The 17,296-nt window shown below is 52.6% G+C and carries 14 protein-coding genes; 9 read left to right on the top strand and 5 right to left on the bottom strand.

Annotation, left to right across the window (positions count from 1 at the left end; all coding sequences use genetic code 11):
• The first annotated feature begins 128 nt into the window (after positions 1 to 128).
• Entirely contained in the window at positions 129 to 1,319 is a 1,191-nt protein-coding gene (gene uxuA / locus OGV65_RS21725) for a mannonate dehydratase (RefSeq protein WP_016156994.1), read from the top strand.
• A gap of 45 nt (positions 1,320 to 1,364) precedes the next feature.
• Here uxuA and pdxR read toward each other — a convergent pair whose 3' ends face one another.
• On the bottom strand, positions 1,365 to 2,837 hold the full coding sequence (pdxR, locus tag OGV65_RS21720; protein WP_286455410.1) for a MocR-like pyridoxine biosynthesis transcription factor PdxR: 1,473 nt from the start codon (positions 2,835 to 2,837) through the stop codon (positions 1,365 to 1,367).
• Between the two features lie 165 nt (positions 2,838 to 3,002).
• On the opposite strand from pdxR, the gene torC reads away from it, so the two are divergent.
• From torC to torD, 3 genes are read left to right on the top strand one after another with little or no spacing between them, the layout of a single operon-like run.
• The gene (gene torC, locus OGV65_RS21715; protein WP_286455409.1) at positions 3,003 to 4,142 is read left to right on the top strand and encodes a pentaheme c-type cytochrome TorC; all 1,140 of its coding nucleotides are present in this window, start codon (positions 3,003 to 3,005) and stop codon (positions 4,140 to 4,142) included.
• 3 nt (positions 4,143 to 4,145) lie between these two features.
• Positions 4,146 to 6,644, top strand: coding sequence for a trimethylamine-N-oxide reductase TorA (gene torA, locus OGV65_RS21710; RefSeq protein ID WP_286455408.1), 2,499 nt, complete (start codon positions 4,146 to 4,148; stop codon positions 6,642 to 6,644).
• Positions 6,634 to 7,266: a molecular chaperone TorD gene (torD, locus tag OGV65_RS21705; protein ID WP_286455407.1), complete on the top strand. Its 633-nt coding sequence runs from the start codon at positions 6,634 to 6,636 to the stop codon at positions 7,264 to 7,266. Before torA ends, torD begins: the two co-directional genes overlap by 11 nt.
• Before the next feature lie 56 nt (positions 7,267 to 7,322).
• Here torD and yeiP read toward each other — a convergent pair whose 3' ends face one another.
• Positions 7,323 to 7,895, bottom strand: coding sequence for an elongation factor P-like protein YeiP (gene yeiP, locus OGV65_RS21700; protein ID WP_016153740.1), 573 nt, complete (start codon positions 7,893 to 7,895; stop codon positions 7,323 to 7,325).
• Between the two features lie 157 nt (positions 7,896 to 8,052).
• On the opposite strand from yeiP, the gene OGV65_RS21695 reads away from it, so the two are divergent.
• Positions 8,053 to 8,307 (top strand): YkgJ family cysteine cluster protein, encoded by a 255-nt coding sequence (locus OGV65_RS21695; RefSeq protein ID WP_016153739.1) that lies wholly within the window; start codon positions 8,053 to 8,055, stop codon positions 8,305 to 8,307.
• Here OGV65_RS21695 and setB read toward each other — a convergent pair.
• A complete protein-coding gene (setB, locus tag OGV65_RS21690; protein WP_137380889.1) occupies positions 8,304 to 9,485 on the bottom strand; it encodes a sugar efflux transporter SetB in 1,182 nt (393 codons plus the stop codon). The two genes, OGV65_RS21695 and setB, sit on opposite strands and share 4 nt — an antisense overlap.
• Positions 9,486 to 9,853: 368 nt before the next feature.
• Here setB and fruB point away from each other — a divergent pair, with 368 nt between their 5' ends.
• The 3 genes from fruB to fruA are packed head-to-tail and all read left to right on the top strand — an operon-like array spanning position 9,854 to position 13,627.
• On the top strand, positions 9,854 to 10,984 hold the full coding sequence (gene fruB / locus OGV65_RS21685; protein WP_016156988.1) for a fused PTS fructose transporter subunit IIA/HPr protein: 1,131 nt from the start codon (positions 9,854 to 9,856) through the stop codon (positions 10,982 to 10,984).
• Complete coding sequence (fruK, locus tag OGV65_RS21680) at positions 10,984 to 11,922, top strand: 1-phosphofructokinase (RefSeq protein ID WP_003834544.1); 939 nt, start codon at positions 10,984 to 10,986, stop codon at positions 11,920 to 11,922. Before fruB ends, fruK begins: the two co-directional genes overlap by 1 nt.
• Before the next feature lie 16 nt (positions 11,923 to 11,938).
• Complete coding sequence (gene fruA / locus OGV65_RS21675) at positions 11,939 to 13,627, top strand: PTS fructose transporter subunit IIBC (RefSeq protein WP_016153736.1); 1,689 nt, start codon at positions 11,939 to 11,941, stop codon at positions 13,625 to 13,627.
• Between the two features lie 79 nt (positions 13,628 to 13,706).
• On the opposite strand, the gene OGV65_RS21670 is transcribed toward fruA, so the two are convergent.
• Positions 13,707 to 15,005, bottom strand: coding sequence for an anaerobic C4-dicarboxylate transporter (locus OGV65_RS21670; protein ID WP_047500971.1), 1,299 nt, complete (start codon positions 15,003 to 15,005; stop codon positions 13,707 to 13,709).
• 76 nt (positions 15,006 to 15,081) lie between these two features.
• A complete protein-coding gene (gene cuyB / locus OGV65_RS21665; protein WP_286455406.1) occupies positions 15,082 to 15,801 on the bottom strand; it encodes a cysteate racemase in 720 nt (239 codons plus the stop codon).
• 353 nt (positions 15,802 to 16,154) lie between these two features.
• Between cuyB and hypT the strand changes: the two genes are divergently transcribed.
• Positions 16,155 to 17,066 carry a hypochlorite stress DNA-binding transcriptional regulator HypT gene (gene hypT, locus OGV65_RS21660; protein WP_019077233.1) on the top strand — a complete coding sequence of 304 codons (912 nt, stop codon included), beginning with the start codon at positions 16,155 to 16,157 and terminating at the stop codon, positions 17,064 to 17,066.
• Positions 17,067 to 17,296 lie beyond the last annotated feature (230 nt).

The raw sequence follows: 17,296 nt of genomic DNA, 5'->3' as shown, positions 1-17,296 counted from the left end.
TCATTTATCCGGGGAATGTGAGCTGGATCAATCAATGATAGGCCATCTGTTGAACATCTACGGGATGGCTGTATGGTAGTCGTCATTCAGGTAGTTTAATTTGGTATAACAACTTGTGAGGTGAAACAATGGAACAAACCTGGCGTTGGTACGGACCTAACGATCCGGTATCGCTTGATGATGTGCGTCAGGCTGGCGCAACGGGTGTTGTGACCGCCTTGCACCACATTCCCAACGGTGAAGTGTGGCCGGTAGAAGAGATTCAACAGCGTCAGGCTATTCTGGCTGAAAAAGGGCTGACCTGGTCGGTGGTGGAAAGTATTCCTGTCCACGAAGATATCAAAACGCGTTCAGGCCAGTACCAAACGTGGATTGCCAATTATCAGCAGAGTATCCGTAATCTGGCGACCTGCGGCATCGATACCGTGTGCTATAACTTCATGCCGATCCTCGACTGGACGCGTACCGATCTCGAATATCAGCTGCCGGACGGCTCCAAAGCGCTACGTTTTGACCAGATTGCTTTTGCAGCCTTCGAACTGCATATTCTTCAGCGCCCTGGCGCCGCAGCGGATTACACCGCAGAAGAACAACGCCAGGCGCTGAATTACTTCAATGCTATGAGCGATGCCGATATCGAAAAGCTGACCCGCAATATCATTGCCGGCCTGCCCGGTGCGGAAGAGGGCTATACGCTGGATCAGTTCCGTGCGCGCCTCGCTGAATATGACGGCATCAGCAAAGACGATCTGCGCGATAATATGGCGGTATTCCTGCGGGCGATTGTGCCTGTGGCGGAAGAGGTCGGCGTGCGTCTGGCTGTCCACCCTGACGATCCGCCGCGTCCGATCCTCGGCCTGCCGCGCATTGTTTCGACTATCGAAGATATGCAGTGGCTGAAAGAAACCGTCGACAGCATCAATAACGGTTTCACCATGTGCACCGGTTCCTACGGCGTGCGCGCCGATAACGATCTGGTGAAAATGATCGAAACCTTTGGCGATCGAATCCACTTCACGCATCTGCGCTCCACCTGCCGTGAAGATAACCCGAAAACCTTCCACGAAGGTGCGCACCTGCAAGGCGATGTGGATATGGTATCGGTGGTTGCTGCCATCCTGAGCGAAGAACAGCGCCGTAAAAAGGCGGGCGATTTGCGTCCTATCCCGATGCGTCCGGATCACGGACACCAGATGCTTGACGACCTGCACAAGAAAACCAACCCAGGCTACTCCGCGATTGGTCGCCTGAAAGGGCTGGCGGAAGTTCGCGGCGTTGAACTGGCGTTAAAACAAACGCAGTTCCGCGATCTGCTGTAAGGTTAACAACAGGGATTGTGCCGCAGGCGCGATCCCTGAAATTCATCAAGGCTGCGCTAGCGCCTGCTCCAGTACCGACAGCACCTTTTTGATCTGCTGTATCTGCAATCCGCCAAACCCGAAAAACATAACAGCATCGCTGTTCTCCCGACGCCATGCGGCTCCTGAGCCATTTTCTATATCTGGCAGAGTGTCAAAGCGGATCCCTGCCAGCAGGCAGCACTGTTGCAGCCTGGCTATCATATCTGGGTGTCTGTCAACGCGTAACGAGAGGTGCAGACCCGCCGTTGCGCCAGCGATTTTCCCTGACGGAAACAGAACAGAAAGGCCATCACGTAACAGATTGAGGCGCGCCGCATAGTTGCAGGCCAGCTTGCTGATGTGCGAATAAAACACCTGATTTTGCATTAATTCGGCTAAAAATTGCTGCAATAGCCACTGACTGCCGTTGTTGTTGAGCGCTTTCATATTCTTTACTGCCGGGAGCAGTTCATCAGGACAAATGAGATAGCCAAGACGCGTTCCCGGCCCCAGCGTTTTGGAAAATGTCCCCATGTAGATAACCCGGTTGTGATAATCCATAGCTTTCAGGGCAGGAAGGGGGTTCTCGCCATAAGTAAAAACAGCATCGTAGTCGTCTTCAAGGATATAAGCGCCGACGCGCTGCGCCCACGTCAATAATGACTGACGGCGCTCCAGCGAAAGGACGCTTCCCATTGGATACTGGTGAGCCGGAGTCACATAGCAAAGCTGGGTTTCATATTCGGGTAATTTATCTGTTTGCAGCCCGTGGTTATCTACAGCAATTGACGTAATGTCTGCACCGTAATAATTAAACAGATGCCATGCGCCAGAATAGCAAGGGGATTCGGCCACAACGTGGCACTTTTTTTTCTGACTGACGGCATGATGAACAATAAATATTTGACTGAGCAGCGACAATCCTTCCTGAATCCCATTGGTAATGATGATGTTCTCCGCCCGGGTATTAATGCCGCGAGATAAATTAAGGTACCTGGCTAGTTGCTCACGCAGTGAAAATAATCCATTTGATGAATGATATCGGGTAAACAATTGCTCTTTAAGCACGCTTGGCGCGTTATTCCATTTTCGCCAGCTTGCCCAGGGAAAAGCATTGGGATCGGGGACGCCCATCCGGCAGTAGCACTCCCGCCCAGGCTCTGCGTAAACATCGGTAGAGACCCCGGCCGCTTTTGGTGTTACTGGCGGAGAGCCCTGGGGTACGGACACATGCGCTGGGGTTACACGTACAGGCGTGGTGAATATCACCTCATAGCCAATGCCGTGTCGGCTCTTAATTAATCCTGCCGCCATCAGCTTATCATAGGCCATCACTACCGTTATTTTGGCAATGTTCAATGCCTGAGCCTGCTCGCGAATAGAGGGGAGTTTATCTCCACACAGCAAATCACCCCGCTGAATGGCCTGTAAATAAAATTGAAATATCTGCAACTGCAGCGGAGTCCGGCTTTCTCTATCGAGAGTCAGTTTGAGCATGATAAATTCCTTATTTATAGATGGTAATTATATTACGGACTTCTGCTCTTTACTATTTGACGAACCTCATAGAGTGGATGCTGTTCCTATAATCTGCCTTCGCTGTCTCTATTTTTGATTTTTATTATCCCTTAGCGTGTCGCTATTAAAAAAATGGAGGCAAGCATGTCGTGGATAAGAAAAAACGCACTATGGTGCGCATTCGCCGGGGCGGTAGCAATGGCCCTGGCTATTTGGGGAACGTGGCAAGGCGTTCATTACACCAGTTCTACCGAGTTTTGTTTATCGTGTCACTCGATGCGCACATCTGGCGAGGAGTATAAAACCAGCGTGCATTTTCGTAATGCTTCTGGTGTGCGTGCGGAGTGTAAGGATTGTCATATTCCGCCAGGCATCGTCCCAACGCTGGTTCGTAAAACGCAAGCCTTAAACGACCTCTACCACACCTTTATCTCTCCTTCGATCGATACCCCGGAAAAATTTGCCGCAAAGCGGGCGGAGTTGGCCCAGCGAGAATGGGCGCGCATGAGCGCGAATAATTCAGCGGCGTGTAAATCCTGCCATAGCTACGAGGCGATGGATCACGGCAAGCAATCGGCAAATGCAGCGGAGCAAATGACCGCGGCGGCGGCAAAAGACAGTAACTGTATCGATTGTCACAAAGGCATTGCCCATCACAAACCCGATATGAGCAGCGGTTTTCGCGATCGTTACAAGCAGTTGCAGCGTCAGGGAGAGCAGTTACCCACGGCGACGACGCTGTATTCGTTAGGCGAAAAATCACTGACTGCGACAGCAGAGAGCCCGGCAGGTAAAGCCATGCTGTACCCGGCAACGCAAGTGCGTGTGCTGAAAAAAGAAGGAAAAAACGTTCAGATAGAGCTGACCGGCTGGCGGGAAAGCAAAGGACGTGGACGGGTGATTACCCAGTATATGGGTAAACGCGTTTTTGCTGCCGTATTAGATGCCTCGCTGATGAGCAATGTGAAGGTTGAGCAAACACAGGTTGATCCTGAGTCACATCAGGAGTGGCAGCAGGTAAGCGTGATGGCCTGGAGTTCAGCGGAGGGGTTTACCGACAATATTGACCCCCTCTGGCAATACGCCGATCAGATGTTGCAATCCACCTGTAGCGCTTGCCACAGCACGCCGCCGCCGACTCGTTATTCCGCGAATGGCTGGATCGCCGGACTGAAATCCATGTCCACCTACTACCGGCTTAATCCGGTGGAAGACCGTACGTTGTTGAAATATCTCCAGACTCACGCCAGCGATATACCTCAACCTAACAATTCAAAAGGATAATTTATGGATATTCATGATTTTAATCCGTCACGTCGACGGTTTTTAAGCGGAATGCTGGCAGTCGGTGCCGTCAGCGCTTTAGGGCCAAATCCACTGATCTCAAAGGTCTGGGCAGCGGGTGAAAACCCGGAGCAATGGATCCAGTCTGGCTCGCACTTTGGCGCTTTTGAAGCCAAAGTCGTGAACGGTGAATGGGTCGATACCCGCCCCTTCAAACATGACAAATACCCCTGCGATATGCTGAATGCGGTGCGTGAAGTGGTCTACAACCCATCGCGCGTACGCTACCCGATGGTGCGGCTGGACTGGCTGCGCAAGCGTGAAAAGTCAGATCGCAACCAGCGCGGCGATAATCGCTTTGTCCGTGTGAGCTGGGATCAGGCGTTGGATCTGGTTTATGAAGAGCTGGAGCGGGTACAAAAGACCTACGGATCTTCTGGTGTCTTTACCGGGCTGGCGGACTGGCAAATTGTTGGCAAATATCATAAGGCCGGCGGCGCGATGGATCGGGGACTCGGCTTGCACGGTAGCTATGTAACGACCGTCGGCGACTACTCGGCAGCCGCAGCGCAGGTGATTTTACCGCATGTGATTGGTTCGCTGGAAGTTTATGAGCAGCAAACGTCACTCCCGCTGGTTATCGAAAATACCCAAACCATCGTGCTGTGGGGCTGCGATCCTATCAAGAATCTGCAGATCGAGTTCCTGGTTCCCGATCACGATGCGTTTGGTTATTGGCAGCAGATTAAAGAAGCGGTTGCGCAGGGTAAGATGCGCGTTATCAGCGTTGATCCGGTGCGTAGCAAGTCGCAAAACTATCTTGGCTGTGAGCAGCTGGCGCTGCGACCGCAAACGGATGTCGCGTTATTGCTGGCGCTGGCGCATACCCTGTACGAAGAAAAACTGTATGACGTGGCGTTCACTAACGATTATACCGTGGGCTTTGAACAGTTCTTGCCGTATCTGCTTGGGGAAAGCGACAAGCAGCCGAAAAACGCCGAATGGGCGGCGGAAATCTGCGGCCTGACGGCGGAGCAGATCCGCGACTTCGCCCGCCTGCTGGTCAAAGGCCGGACACAGTTTATGGGCGGCTGGTGCGTGCAGCGTATGCACCATGGCGAGCAGTATCCGTGGATGCTGGTGGTGCTGGCCAGCATGGTTGGCCAAATTGGCTTGCCGGGCGGCGGAGTAGGGTTTGGCTGGCACTATAACGGCGGCGGGACGGTCACCTCTGGCGGTCCCGTCCTGTCCGGCCTCGGGAGCATCAACAATCCCCCGGCCGCGAAATACAAAGCGGATTTCCGCGGCGCTTCAGAGCATATTCCTACCTCGCGGATGATCGATTGCCTGCTGGCGCCAGGCAAAAAGATCGCTTTCAACGGTGAAACATTAACTTTCCCTGATATCAAAATGGCGATTTTCAGCGCCGCCAATCCGTTCCATGCGCAGCAGGATCGTAACCGCATGATCGAAGCGTGGAAGAAGCTGGAAACCGTGGTCGTTCTGGATCATCTGTGGACAGCATCCTGTCGTTTTGCCGATATCGTCCTGCCTGTGACCACGCGCTTTGAGCGTAATGACATTGAGCAGTTCGGTACACACTCGAATAAAGGGCTGATGGCGATACATCAGGTGGTTAAACCGCAGTTTGAAGCGCGACATGACTTTGATGTTTTTGCCGGTCTGTGCAAACGCTTTGGTCAGGAAGAGACATACCGCGAAAAGCGGGATGAAATGCAGTGGATAAAAGCCATTTATGATGAGGGCGCGAAAACGGGAGCGTCCCTTGGCGTGAGTATGCCGAACTTCGAGAGCTTCTGGCAGGGCGAAGGATACATTGAATATCCTGCCGGGAAGCCGTGGGTGCGTCATGGAGAATTTCGCGAACAGCCGGATATCAACCCGTTAGGAACACCCTCTGGTCTGATTGAAATTTACAGCAAAACCATCGCGGGCTTTGCCTACGAGGACTGCCCGGGGCATCCGGTGTGGATGGAACCCTTTGAGCGTACCCATGGCAGCAAAACAGATAAATATCCGCTGCATCTGCAGTCCTGCCATCCTGATAAACGTCTGCACTCCCAGCTGTGCTCAAGCGAGGCGTTTCGCAACACCTATGCGGTGGCAGGAAGAGAGCCGCTGTACATGAGCCAGTCGGATGCCCGCGCACGTGGCCTGAAAGCCGGGGATATTGCGCGCGTGTTTAACGCCAGAGGCCAGGTGCTGGCCGGGGTGGTGATCAGTCCGGATTACGCGCCTGGCGTCGTCCGGATTCATGAAGGCGCGTGGTATTCGCCGCAGGAAGGTGGGAAAGCGGGCACACTATGCACTTATGGCGATCCGAATGTGCTGAGTGCGGATATCGGTACATCGCAACTGGCGCAGGGGCCTTCGGCGCATACGGTGCTGGTCGAGGTGGAGCGGTACCAGGAGAATGCCCCACAGGTCACGGGCTTTGGCGGGCCGGAGGTTGTGAAAGAGGAGGGGGCAAGTGCAGCATAATCATATTCATCGACAGCGGGCGGCGGTGTACCAGTGGTTTTCGCAACTGCTGTTCCGTGAGCTGGACGAGGAGCAACTCATCCGCCTTGAAAGTGGGGAAAGCCGAAAGTGGCTGGCGTCGTTGACGGCTATCCCTGGGTTATCCGTTGATGTCAAAAACCTGGAACGTAGTCTCGTTCGGGCGCTGCGCCGTGAAAGCCGACAGCTGGAGCTGGCGGCGGACTATGCCTCGTTGTTTTTGCTGGCACCTCCCGGCGGCGTTTCTCCCTATGCGGGGCATTATCCGCATACGACCGCGCCTGATGAACGCAAGGAAATGAATGTGCTGTTAGTCGAGTATGGGCTGACCCCGCAGGACAACGAGCCTGCCGACCATATTGCTGTACAGCTGGCACTGATGGCGAGAATGGTTACCAAAAAGGAGACGTTATCGGCGCAATATTACTTTTTGCATCATCACATTATGTGCTGGGCACCCCTGCTACGGGAAAGTTGTTTACAGCGGGACGAAGAGGGGGTTTATCCTCAGGCGGTTAACGTCATAACGCATTTTATGCGTGAGGATGAGCTGTATCTGGAATCTCTGTTGGTGGATGATTTTTACCTCAGCAGCCAGGGCTGAAAAGAACAAAGGGACAGCAAATGCTGTCCCTTTTCACCGCTGTCGCAGCAGAAAAATTAGTCTGCGCGGCCCATGTAGCGACGTTCTTCGATATGGATACGGATTTTTTCGCCTGCACTCAGATATTCAGGAACCAGGATAACCAGACCGGTGCTCATGGTCGCTGGTTTGTTACGCGCACTTGCTGACGCGCCTTTAATGCCTGGTGCCGTTTCAACGATTTCCAGGTCTACCGTTTGCGGCAGTTCAAGCGCCAGCAGCTGGCCGTCCCAGGTCAGTACCTGCATATCCGGCATTCCGCCTTCCGGGATGAACAGCAATTCTTCTTCGATCTGGTCTTTGGTGAAGGTATACGGGGTATAGTCTTCTTTATCCATGAAGACGTATTCGTTGCCATCGACATAGGAGAAATCAACGCCACGACGGCTCAGGGTGACGGTATCAACGATGTCATCACCTTTGAAGCGCTCTTCAACTTTCAGACCGGTACGAACATCAGAAAAACGCATTTTGTACAGCGTGGCGGCGCCACGTGCGGTTGGTGATTGAATATCAATATCTTTTACAATCAGCAGTTTGCCGTTGTAATTCAGTACCATACCTTTTTTAATTTCGTTCGCTCTTGGCATCGAAAAAATCCTGTAATGAGGAGTGTCTAAAATATCGCGTAAAACTACTCGCGCCGGGGCATTCAGGCAAGCGGAATTGATGCTTTTGCTGGTGCCCAAAAGGTGTTACTGTGCGCTTCCTGCACAATCCGATGGTTTACGATAAAGAGAGTACTGTATGGAATGCCGTCCGGATTGTGGTGCATGTTGCACCGCGCCTTCAATTTCCAGTCCCATCCCCGGCATGCCTGATGGCAAGCCCGCTAATACACCATGCGTTCAGCTGGATGAATCCCTGCGCTGTAAAATTTTTGCTTCGCCTCTGCGGCCAAAAGTGTGCGCCGGTTTACAGCCCAGTGCGGAAATGTGCGGACAGACGACGCACCAGGCCATGGTCTATCTCATCGAGCTCGAGGCGCTGACCGCACCTTAAACGTCTTTGATGCGCGTCAGACACGCGACGGTGGCGACGATCATCACCAACGCAAACCAGAATACCGCGTGATAGTTCCAGATTTCAGCGGCAATACCCGCCAACGATCCGGCAATAATCCAGCCCACGCGAATGGTATTTGTATAAAGAGTTGTGGCTGAACCCGCTTGTCCCGGCATCAGATCCTGGAAATAGAGCATGCCAATCCCGCCGAGGATGCCGATGTAAATCGCGTTCAGCAGCTGTAACCCAAGCAATATCGCCGGAGAGTGGGCCAACAGCATGCCGGCATAAAAGAAAAATCCGGCGACAACGGCGATTCTCATCAACAGGCGTTTGCCCAGACGCTTCGCGAAGTATCCGGCAATCAACATGGTTGGGATTTCCAACCCCGCGGCAGTTCCCATCATGATGCCCGCCAGCTTTTCCGGCAGATGCAGTTCGTTGATAATAAACAACGGCATATTAATGATATAGAGACTGTTAGTCCCCCACATTAATGTGCAGATAACAAACAGTAGCAGCGTGTCGCGTCGATTGCGGCGCGGGGCTTCTACCGCGCCTGTCGCGAGAGGCACGTTTTTACTCATCGAGGGTAAGAACAGCCAGACCATTACGCCGCAGACAACAAACGCCACCGCCGCGCTGAGGTACATCACCGTAAAGCTAAACCCCATGGCGAGCGCGTAGGCCAGCGGCGGGCCAATCACCCAGGCCAGCGAAACCTGCGCACGTAATATTGAACTGAACATGACGGCTTCCCGACCCGTACGGTCGGCGTGCTCGCGGGCGAGAGCAAACATTTGCGGGTTGGCGGTCGAACCGAAGCTGCTGAGGAATACCCCGACAAACAGCAGAATAAAATAGTTACGGTTCCAGGCGAACAGCACGCAGGCCAACATCCCCAGCACGCAGCAAAACACAATCAGGTTTTTGCGATCGCCTTTTTTATCTGAACGTCCGGCCAGAAACTGACTCACCAAAATGCCGATCACGGCGCTACCGGTAAAAAAGAACCCGACCATGCCGGGACGGGCATGGACTTCATCCGTCAGAAAAAGGCTGAGCGTTGGCGTCTGCAACGCACCGGCGATACCCGTCAGAAATGCGACAAGCAGGAACGCCGAAGACGTTAAATCAAACGCCTTGGGTGTGGCGGCTACGGGGGGGTTGTGCATGTTTTGATATCAATAATGTGAAGAGACGCGGAGTTTACGCTGCTTGTCAGAAAATAAACAGGGAGCCAAATCAAAATCGGCATCAAAAATCAAAATAGCATTTCAGTCAGAGAAAGCAGTTTGCTGACGCTGCTGAATCTGACAGGCTGACGCCGTTTTTGCGTCAGCAATTTTTTCTCCTCCGCGGAAAAAATGTGCGTTATCTCTAAATTCAGCAAGTAATTTGTCAACTTTACTTGTGTGCTGAAGAAAAAAGAGCAAGACTTCTTGAAACGTTTCAGCGTCATCTCGCCATAACTGATTGAGTCAGGTGACGCCTTTTTTCTCATGTTAGCTGAATCGTTTCAAATCAGCGGGAGAGGAGAACCATGTTCCAGTTATCTGTTCAGGATATTCACCCGGGCGAACAGGCCGGGAATAAAGAAGAGGCTATTCGCCAGGTTGCCGCTGCCTTAGTGCTGGCAGGTAACGTAGCGGAAGGCTACGTCGATGGCATGCTGGCGCGTGAACAACAGACGTCCACGTTCCTCGGCAACGGTATTGCTATTCCTCACGGTACGACGGACACGCGCGATCGGGTGCTGAAAACCGGCGTGCAGGTGTTTCAGTTTCCGCAGGGTGTGATCTGGGGTGAAGGGCAGGTTGCTTATGTGGCAATCGGCATCGCCGCCAGCTCTGATGAGCACCTCGGTTTACTGCGTCAGCTGACGCATGTGCTGAGCGATGACTCCGTCGCTGAACAGCTGAAATCTGCGACCACGGCGGAAGAGTTGCGCGCGTTGCTGATGGGGGAAAAGCAAAGCGAACAGCTGAAGCTTGATAACGAAACGCTGTCGCTGGACGTCGTTGCCAACTCGCTGGTCACGCTGCAGGCGCTCAACGCCGCACGGCTGAAAGAGGTCGGCGCGGTTGACGCCACCTTTGTGGCCAGAGCCATTAATGAGCAACCGATGAATCTCGGTCAGGGGATCTGGCTGAATGACTGTGCTGAAGGCAATGTGCGCAGCGCCGTTGCGGTCAGCCGCGCAGCAACAGCGTTCGATGTACAAGGTGAAGCGGCAGCCCTGCTGGTGACCGTCGCCATGAATGACGAACAACCGGTTGCGGTGCTGAAGCGCCTTGGCGATCTGCTGCTGAATAATAAAGCTGACCGTTTGTTGAAAGCCGATGCGGCAACGGTGCTGGCGCTGCTGACCAGCGATGATGCCTTAACTGATGATGTACTGAGCGCCGAATTTATTGTGCGCAATGAGCATGGTTTACACGCCCGCCCGGGCACCATGCTGGTGAATACGATTAAACAATTTAACAGTGAAATTACCGTGACAAATCTTGATGGAACCGGCAAGCCGGCGAATGGACGCAGTCTGATGAAAGTTGTGGCATTAGGCGTGAAGAAAGGACATCACCTGCGCTTTACCGCCCAGGGTGAAGATGCTGAACAGGCGCTGAAAGCGATTGGCGAAGCCATCGCGGCGGGTCTTGGGGAGGGCGCGTAATGAGCAGACGTGTTGCTACTATCACCCTTAACCCAGCCTACGATCTGGTGGGTTTCTGCCCTGAAATTGAACGCGGTGAAGTGAACCTGGTTAAAACGACCGGTCTGCACGCGGCAGGGAAAGGGATTAACGTCGCTAAGGTTCTGAAAGATTTAGGTATCGATGTAACGGTGGGCGGTTTCCTCGGTAAAGACAACCAGGATGGTTTTCAGCAGTTGTTCAGCGAGCTGGGTATCGCCAACCGTTTTCAGGTTGTACAGGGGCGTACGCGTATCAACGTCAAGCTGACCGAAAAAGACGGCGAAGTGTCCGATTTCAATTTCTCCGGCTTTGAAGTCACCCCGGCTGACTGGGAACGCTTTGTGAATGACTCGCTGAGCTGGCTGGGCCAGTTCGACATGGTGTGCGTCAGCGGCAGTTTGCCGACCGGCGTTAGCCCGGAAGCATTCACCGACTGGATGACGCGCCTGCGCAGTCAGTGTCCTTGCATTATCTTTGATAGTAGTCGTGAAGCATTAGTGGCCGGTCTGAAAGCGGCACCGTGGCTGGTGAAACCAAACCGTCGTGAACTGGAAATCTGGGCAGGCCGTAAGCTGCCAGAAATGAAAGATGTGATTGAAGCTGCACATGCGTTGCGCGAGCAGGGTATTGCTCACGTGGTGATTTCACTTGGCGCGGAAGGTGCGCTGTGGGTTAACGCTTCGGGTGAGTGGATTGCTAAACCGCCGTCAGTCGAGGTGGTAAGCACCGTAGGCGCGGGTGATTCAATGGTTGGTGGCCTGATTTACGGCCTGCTGATGCGTGAATCCAGTGAACACACCCTGCGTCTGGCAACCGCTGTTGCCGCCCTGGCGGTAAGCCAAAGCAATGTGGGCATTACCGATCGTCCTCAGTTGGCCGCAATGATGGCGCGTGTCGACTTAAAACCGTTTAACTGACAGCAGGAGAGGCATAATGAAAACGCTGCTGATTATTGACGCTAATCTCGGCCAGGCTCGCGCTTATATGGCGAAAACCCTGCTTGGAGCGGCGGCGCAGAAAGCACATCTGGAAATTATTGATAATCCTAATGATGCCGAACTGGCAATTGTTCTGGGCGACACGCTGCCTGCCGACAGTTCGCTGAACGGCAAAAAAGTCTGGCTGGGCGATATTGGTCGTGCGGTTGCGCATCCTGAACTTTTCCTCAGCGAAGCGAAAGGCCACGCAAAACCTTATAGCGCTCCGGTTGCGACAGCGTCCGTGGCCAGTAGTGGTCCAAAACGCGTGGTGGCGGTGACGGCTTGTCCAACTGGCGTTGCCCATACGTTTATGGCCGCTGAAGCTATTGAAACGGAAGCGAAAAAACGTGGCTGGTGGGTGAAGGTTGAAACCCGTGGTTCTGTTGGCGCAGGCAATGCCATTACGCCGGAAGAGGTGGCTCAGGCGGATCTGGTGATTGTGGCGGCTGACATTGAAGTTGATCTGGCGAAGTTTGCCGGAAAACCAATGTACCGTACTTCTACTGGCCTTGCGCTGAAGAAAACGAAGCAGGAGCTGGATAAAGCGCTGGAAGAAGCAACGCCGTACCAGCCTGCCGGCAAAGCGCAGTCTGCAACCACTGAAGGTAAGAAAGAGAGCGCTGGCGCGTATCGTCACCTGCTGACGGGCGTATCCTACATGCTGCCGATGGTGGTTGCTGGCGGTCTGTGTATTGCACTCTCATTCGCTTTTGGTATCGAAGCGTTCAAGGAGCAGGGTACGCTGGCGGCCGCGCTGATGCAGATTGGCGGTGGTTCAGCTTTCGCGCTGATGGTGCCGGTTCTGGCGGGCTACATCGCGTTTTCCATCGCTGATCGTCCGGGTCTGACGCCTGGTCTTATCGGCGGTATGCTGGCGGTGAGCACCGGTTCCGGCTTTATTGGCGGGATTATTGCCGGTTTCCTTGCCGGTTATGTGGCGAAGCTCATCAGCACGAAGCTGAAACTCCCGCAGAGTATGGAAGCGCTGAAACCGATCCTGATCATTCCGCTGCTCTCAAGCCTGGTGGTTGGTCTGGCCATGATCTACCTGATCGGTAAACCAGTGGCGGGCATTCTGGAAGGTCTGACCCACTGGCTGCAAACAATGGGAACCGCGAACGCGGTGCTGCTTGGGGCGATTCTGGGCGGCATGATGTGTACCGATATGGGCGGTCCGGTTAACAAAGCGGCGTATGCTTTCGGTGTGGGGCTGCTTAGTACGCAAACCTATGCGCCGATGGCGGCGATTATGGCGGCGGGTATGGTGCCTCCGCTGGCCCTGGGGCTGGCAACGCTGGTGGCGCGTCGTAAGTTCGACAAAGCGCAGCAGGAAGGCGGTAAAGCTGCGCTGGTACTGGGCCTGTGCTTTATTACCGAAGGGGCTATCCCATTCGCTGCCCGTGACCCGATGCGCGTTTTGCCTTGCTGTATCGTTGGCGGCGCGATTACCGGGGCTATCTCTATGGCGGTGGGTGCTAAGCTGATGGCGCCGCACGGCGGTCTGTTCGTGCTGTTAATCCCTGGCGCAATCACTCCGGTGGTTGGATACCTGCTGGCCATTATTGCCGGTACGTTGGTAGCCGGTCTCTCCTACGCGGTGCTGAAACGCCCGGAAGCAGAGGTTGTGGCAAAGGCGGCCTGATTTAACGCTGACATCCGGGGCAGAGATTTCTCTGCCCCTTTTTTTATCCATAAGATCTGCCTGGTAGTGTTAAACCGGTTCAGGCAATCATTGGCGCGATGATAAAACCAAAGGCAACGCCAGCAATGATCCCGCCAAGCCCTGGCAACATAAACGGATGGTTTAAGACATACTTACCCACGCGCGTTGTCCCGGTGGTGTCGAACTCCATTGCCGCCAGCGAAGTCGGATAAGTTGGCAGAACAAACACGCCGGTCACTGCGACATAGGAAGCCAGAATGGCCCATGTGGGTACGCCGAGCGCGACGGCAAGAGGGATAATCAGCGGCGTGGTGGCTCCCTGCGAATAGAGAAGCGCGCAGGTACCAAACAGCACCAGCGCCAACAGCATCGGATAAGCCCGTAGAATATCGCCCGCGATATCCTTTATCCCCGTTAAGTGGGCATCAATGAAAGTTGTGCCCAGCGTAACAATACCCAGAATCACTGCCAACGAACTCATACCCGCCCGAAACGTGGATGTCAGGACAATCGCGTCTGTTGATGTTTTACATAGCACCACCATCAGACACGCGGCAGCTAGCATGCAGATAATGATAATATCCCGGGTATTCATGGGGTTACCTGCATCGAATCCAGGGCGCAATTGAGGGCATGCGGCAAGAATAACGATGACCACCGTTGCCAGCATAAACAGGGCGACTGACAGTCTGGCACCTGGCGTTGTGCTGTTTTGCCCTGCATATTTACGCACCAGTCCTTTTTGCAGGCGTTCCAGATAGACTTCATCATCCTGTAGCTCACATCCCTGACGTGAGGCGATAAAAGCGGCGACCATCGCGGCGACAAATGAGGCAGGCAGACAAACCGCCATGACCTGAATAAAGCTGATACCGTTGCCTTCCATAATAGTCAGCATAGCGGCCATTGCGGCACTGATCGGCGAACCGGATATCGCCACCTGAGAAGCGACTACGGAGCCTGCGAGCGTACGGGAAGGGCGAATACCTGACTCTTTGGCAACTTCGGCAATCACTGGCAGAGTAGAAAAGACGATGAACCCTGTTCCCGCCATAATCGTCATCGACCAGGTAATAATCGGCGCAATAATATTGATATATTTAGGGTTACGGCGCATAAAATTACCGGCAATGCGAACCAGATAATCCATGCCTCCGGCGGCCTGTAGCGCCGATGCCGCCACCACCACCGTCATAATAATAAGAATAACGTCAACGGGTGGTGAACCAATTTGCAGCCCAAATCCCAGCGTTAAAATAGCCAGCCCCAGCCCGCCACATAAACCAATACCAATTCCGCCAAGGCGGATACCGAAAAATATTGCGCCCAACACTACGATAATTTCTAGCCAAATCATAATGGCCTCCGCCAGAGAGTAATTTGTAATTAAAATGGATTTTTATTTAATGCAACAATTAAACTGGTATGGACATTCATTGTGCTAAAAGGTGATTTTTACCCACGCGTTTCTCGTACCATTTAATACCGGCACGAACCAACGAACCGGTTGAATCAATATATTTTTCAGGTGACTTTTTGACGGCTTCAGCAAGAATGACAGGAACTTCAGTACATCCGAGCACGATGACTTGTGCCCCGCGTGAGAAGAGTGCTTCAGCCTGTTCATTCATCAGCGTTTGCGCCCGGTTAGCATCACCAGCTTTTAAGCAATAGATGCTTTCCATCACTTTTTCCTGACTGGATGAGTCAGGGCTGATGCAGGTTAACCCAAGAGATTCTATGCCTTTTTGATAGAGGCCCATGTATAAAGTGGCGTTGGTGGCGAGTAATCCGATTTGCGATTTCCCGCAGTTTTTAACTTCATTGATGGTCGTTTCAACGATACTGAGCAGCTCTGTATGGCAGCACGCTTTTAATTCATTAAACCAAAAGTGGGCGGTGTTACAGGGGATCACAATACACTCGGCGCCAGCATCTTCGAGTTTATGCATATAATCGCGCATTGCCGGAAGTGGGGAATGACCATGATGCATTAACGCGTCGGTTCTGTCAGGAATGTCAGGAATAGATGAAATAATTAAGGGGATATGTTCCTGGTCACGTTGCGCAGCGGTAAAAGTGACGAATTTATTAAACAGATCGACCGTTGCAGCAGGTCCCATACCACCAAGCACGCCAATTAAACCTTTCACGATATATACCTCAATTCACCGATGATTAATATTCAGAGCCGGGTTGTGTCTGCTGATAATGTTTAACAGCAGTGAGAGGTGAGGAGAAATGCAATAATGTATGGTTCAATGCAAAAACCGCATGACTGTGGTTTATTGTGTAACCTCAGCAGGCCGGTATTCGGCCAGAGGCTCCGCGTTACGCGGCGGACAAGCGGTCGTAACCGATAGGGAGAGAAGTATGTTAATGTTAAAAATGAAGCCTTGATGCAAAAAACGAATCACCAGGCGCTAATGATGAATGTCATCTTCGGAACTATTCAGGCATGATGCTTTAAGGCTAATAGGCATATTTAAATATCCGCGTGATAAGCATGAAAAATATTGAGACAAAATGGTTATATGACTTTCTGACGTTGGAGGCATGCCGTCATTTTTCCCAGGCGGCTGAGGAGCGCAACATATCCCAACCGGCATTTAGTCGGCGGATCAAGGCGCTCGAATCAGCCGTGGGTGTGCTGCTTTTTGATCGCACAACGAGCCCACTGCAACTCACGGAGGAGGGCAAGCTATTTCATTCGCAAACCCGTAGTTTGTTGCAACAGCTGGAATGTAATCTGGATGAGCTAAGCGGCCACAATTTACTGGGTGTACCCAATATCAAAATAGCGGCGGCACATTCTCTGTCGCTGACGATGTTGCCCAGATTGGTGCACTCAATGGCGGCCTGGGGTGAGGAGTTTGTCTATCACGTTGAAGCTATTGATGTTGTTCAGGCGGTGAATACTCTGCGCGAGGGTAAAAGCGATTTTATTATCTCCTTTCGGGATGAAGACTTAATGCAGTCACCTTTCTGCGGCTTGAAGGTTTTTGAGTCTGAACTGTACCCCGTGTGTGCTGCTGATGCGCAGGGTAAGGCGTTGTTTGATATCTATCAGTCGCAGGCGCCGATTCTGAACTATACCAGCACATCCTACATGGGAAGATTGGTAAACCGTCATCTGGCGGAAGTAGGTGGCATTTCAGCCCGTACGCTGTTTATGTCTTCAATGAGTGAGTTATTAAAAAATATGGCATTGGATGGGCATGGTATCGCCTGGCTGCCGGCGTGGACAATCGTAAACGAACTGCGCGAAAAGCGGCTGGTTTGTCTGCAGACGCCGGAACTGATGGTGCCTATTCAGGCTTACATTTACCGAATGGATACCCGGTTGAATAAAACGGCTGAGCACTTCTGGCGGATTTTGTACAACCATATGCCAGAGGACCTTGTTTCGCTCAGTTGATACGAACCGGATCGCCTGTCGCATCTGAAAAATCTCCGGTTATGCCGGAGTTAAACTCTTTAGACTGCTTGAATTGTGTACTACCTCTCATTTTCTCTTTCCTTTACAGACTGTATCTATAAAAAATTGTGATTCTGTTCATATCTATTGAGTTTAGATCTTGAATATGGATTTACTTTGTCAAAAACACGCTTACTATGAACACATGTTTGATAGTGAACATGTGCTCT

The organism is Citrobacter sp. Cb004 (genome assembly GCF_030337065.1).
GTDB lineage: Bacteria > Pseudomonadota > Gammaproteobacteria > Enterobacterales > Enterobacteriaceae > Citrobacter > Citrobacter braakii.
Note: the sequence above shows the minus strand (reverse complement) of the source record. Positions and strands in the feature narration are given on the sequence as shown.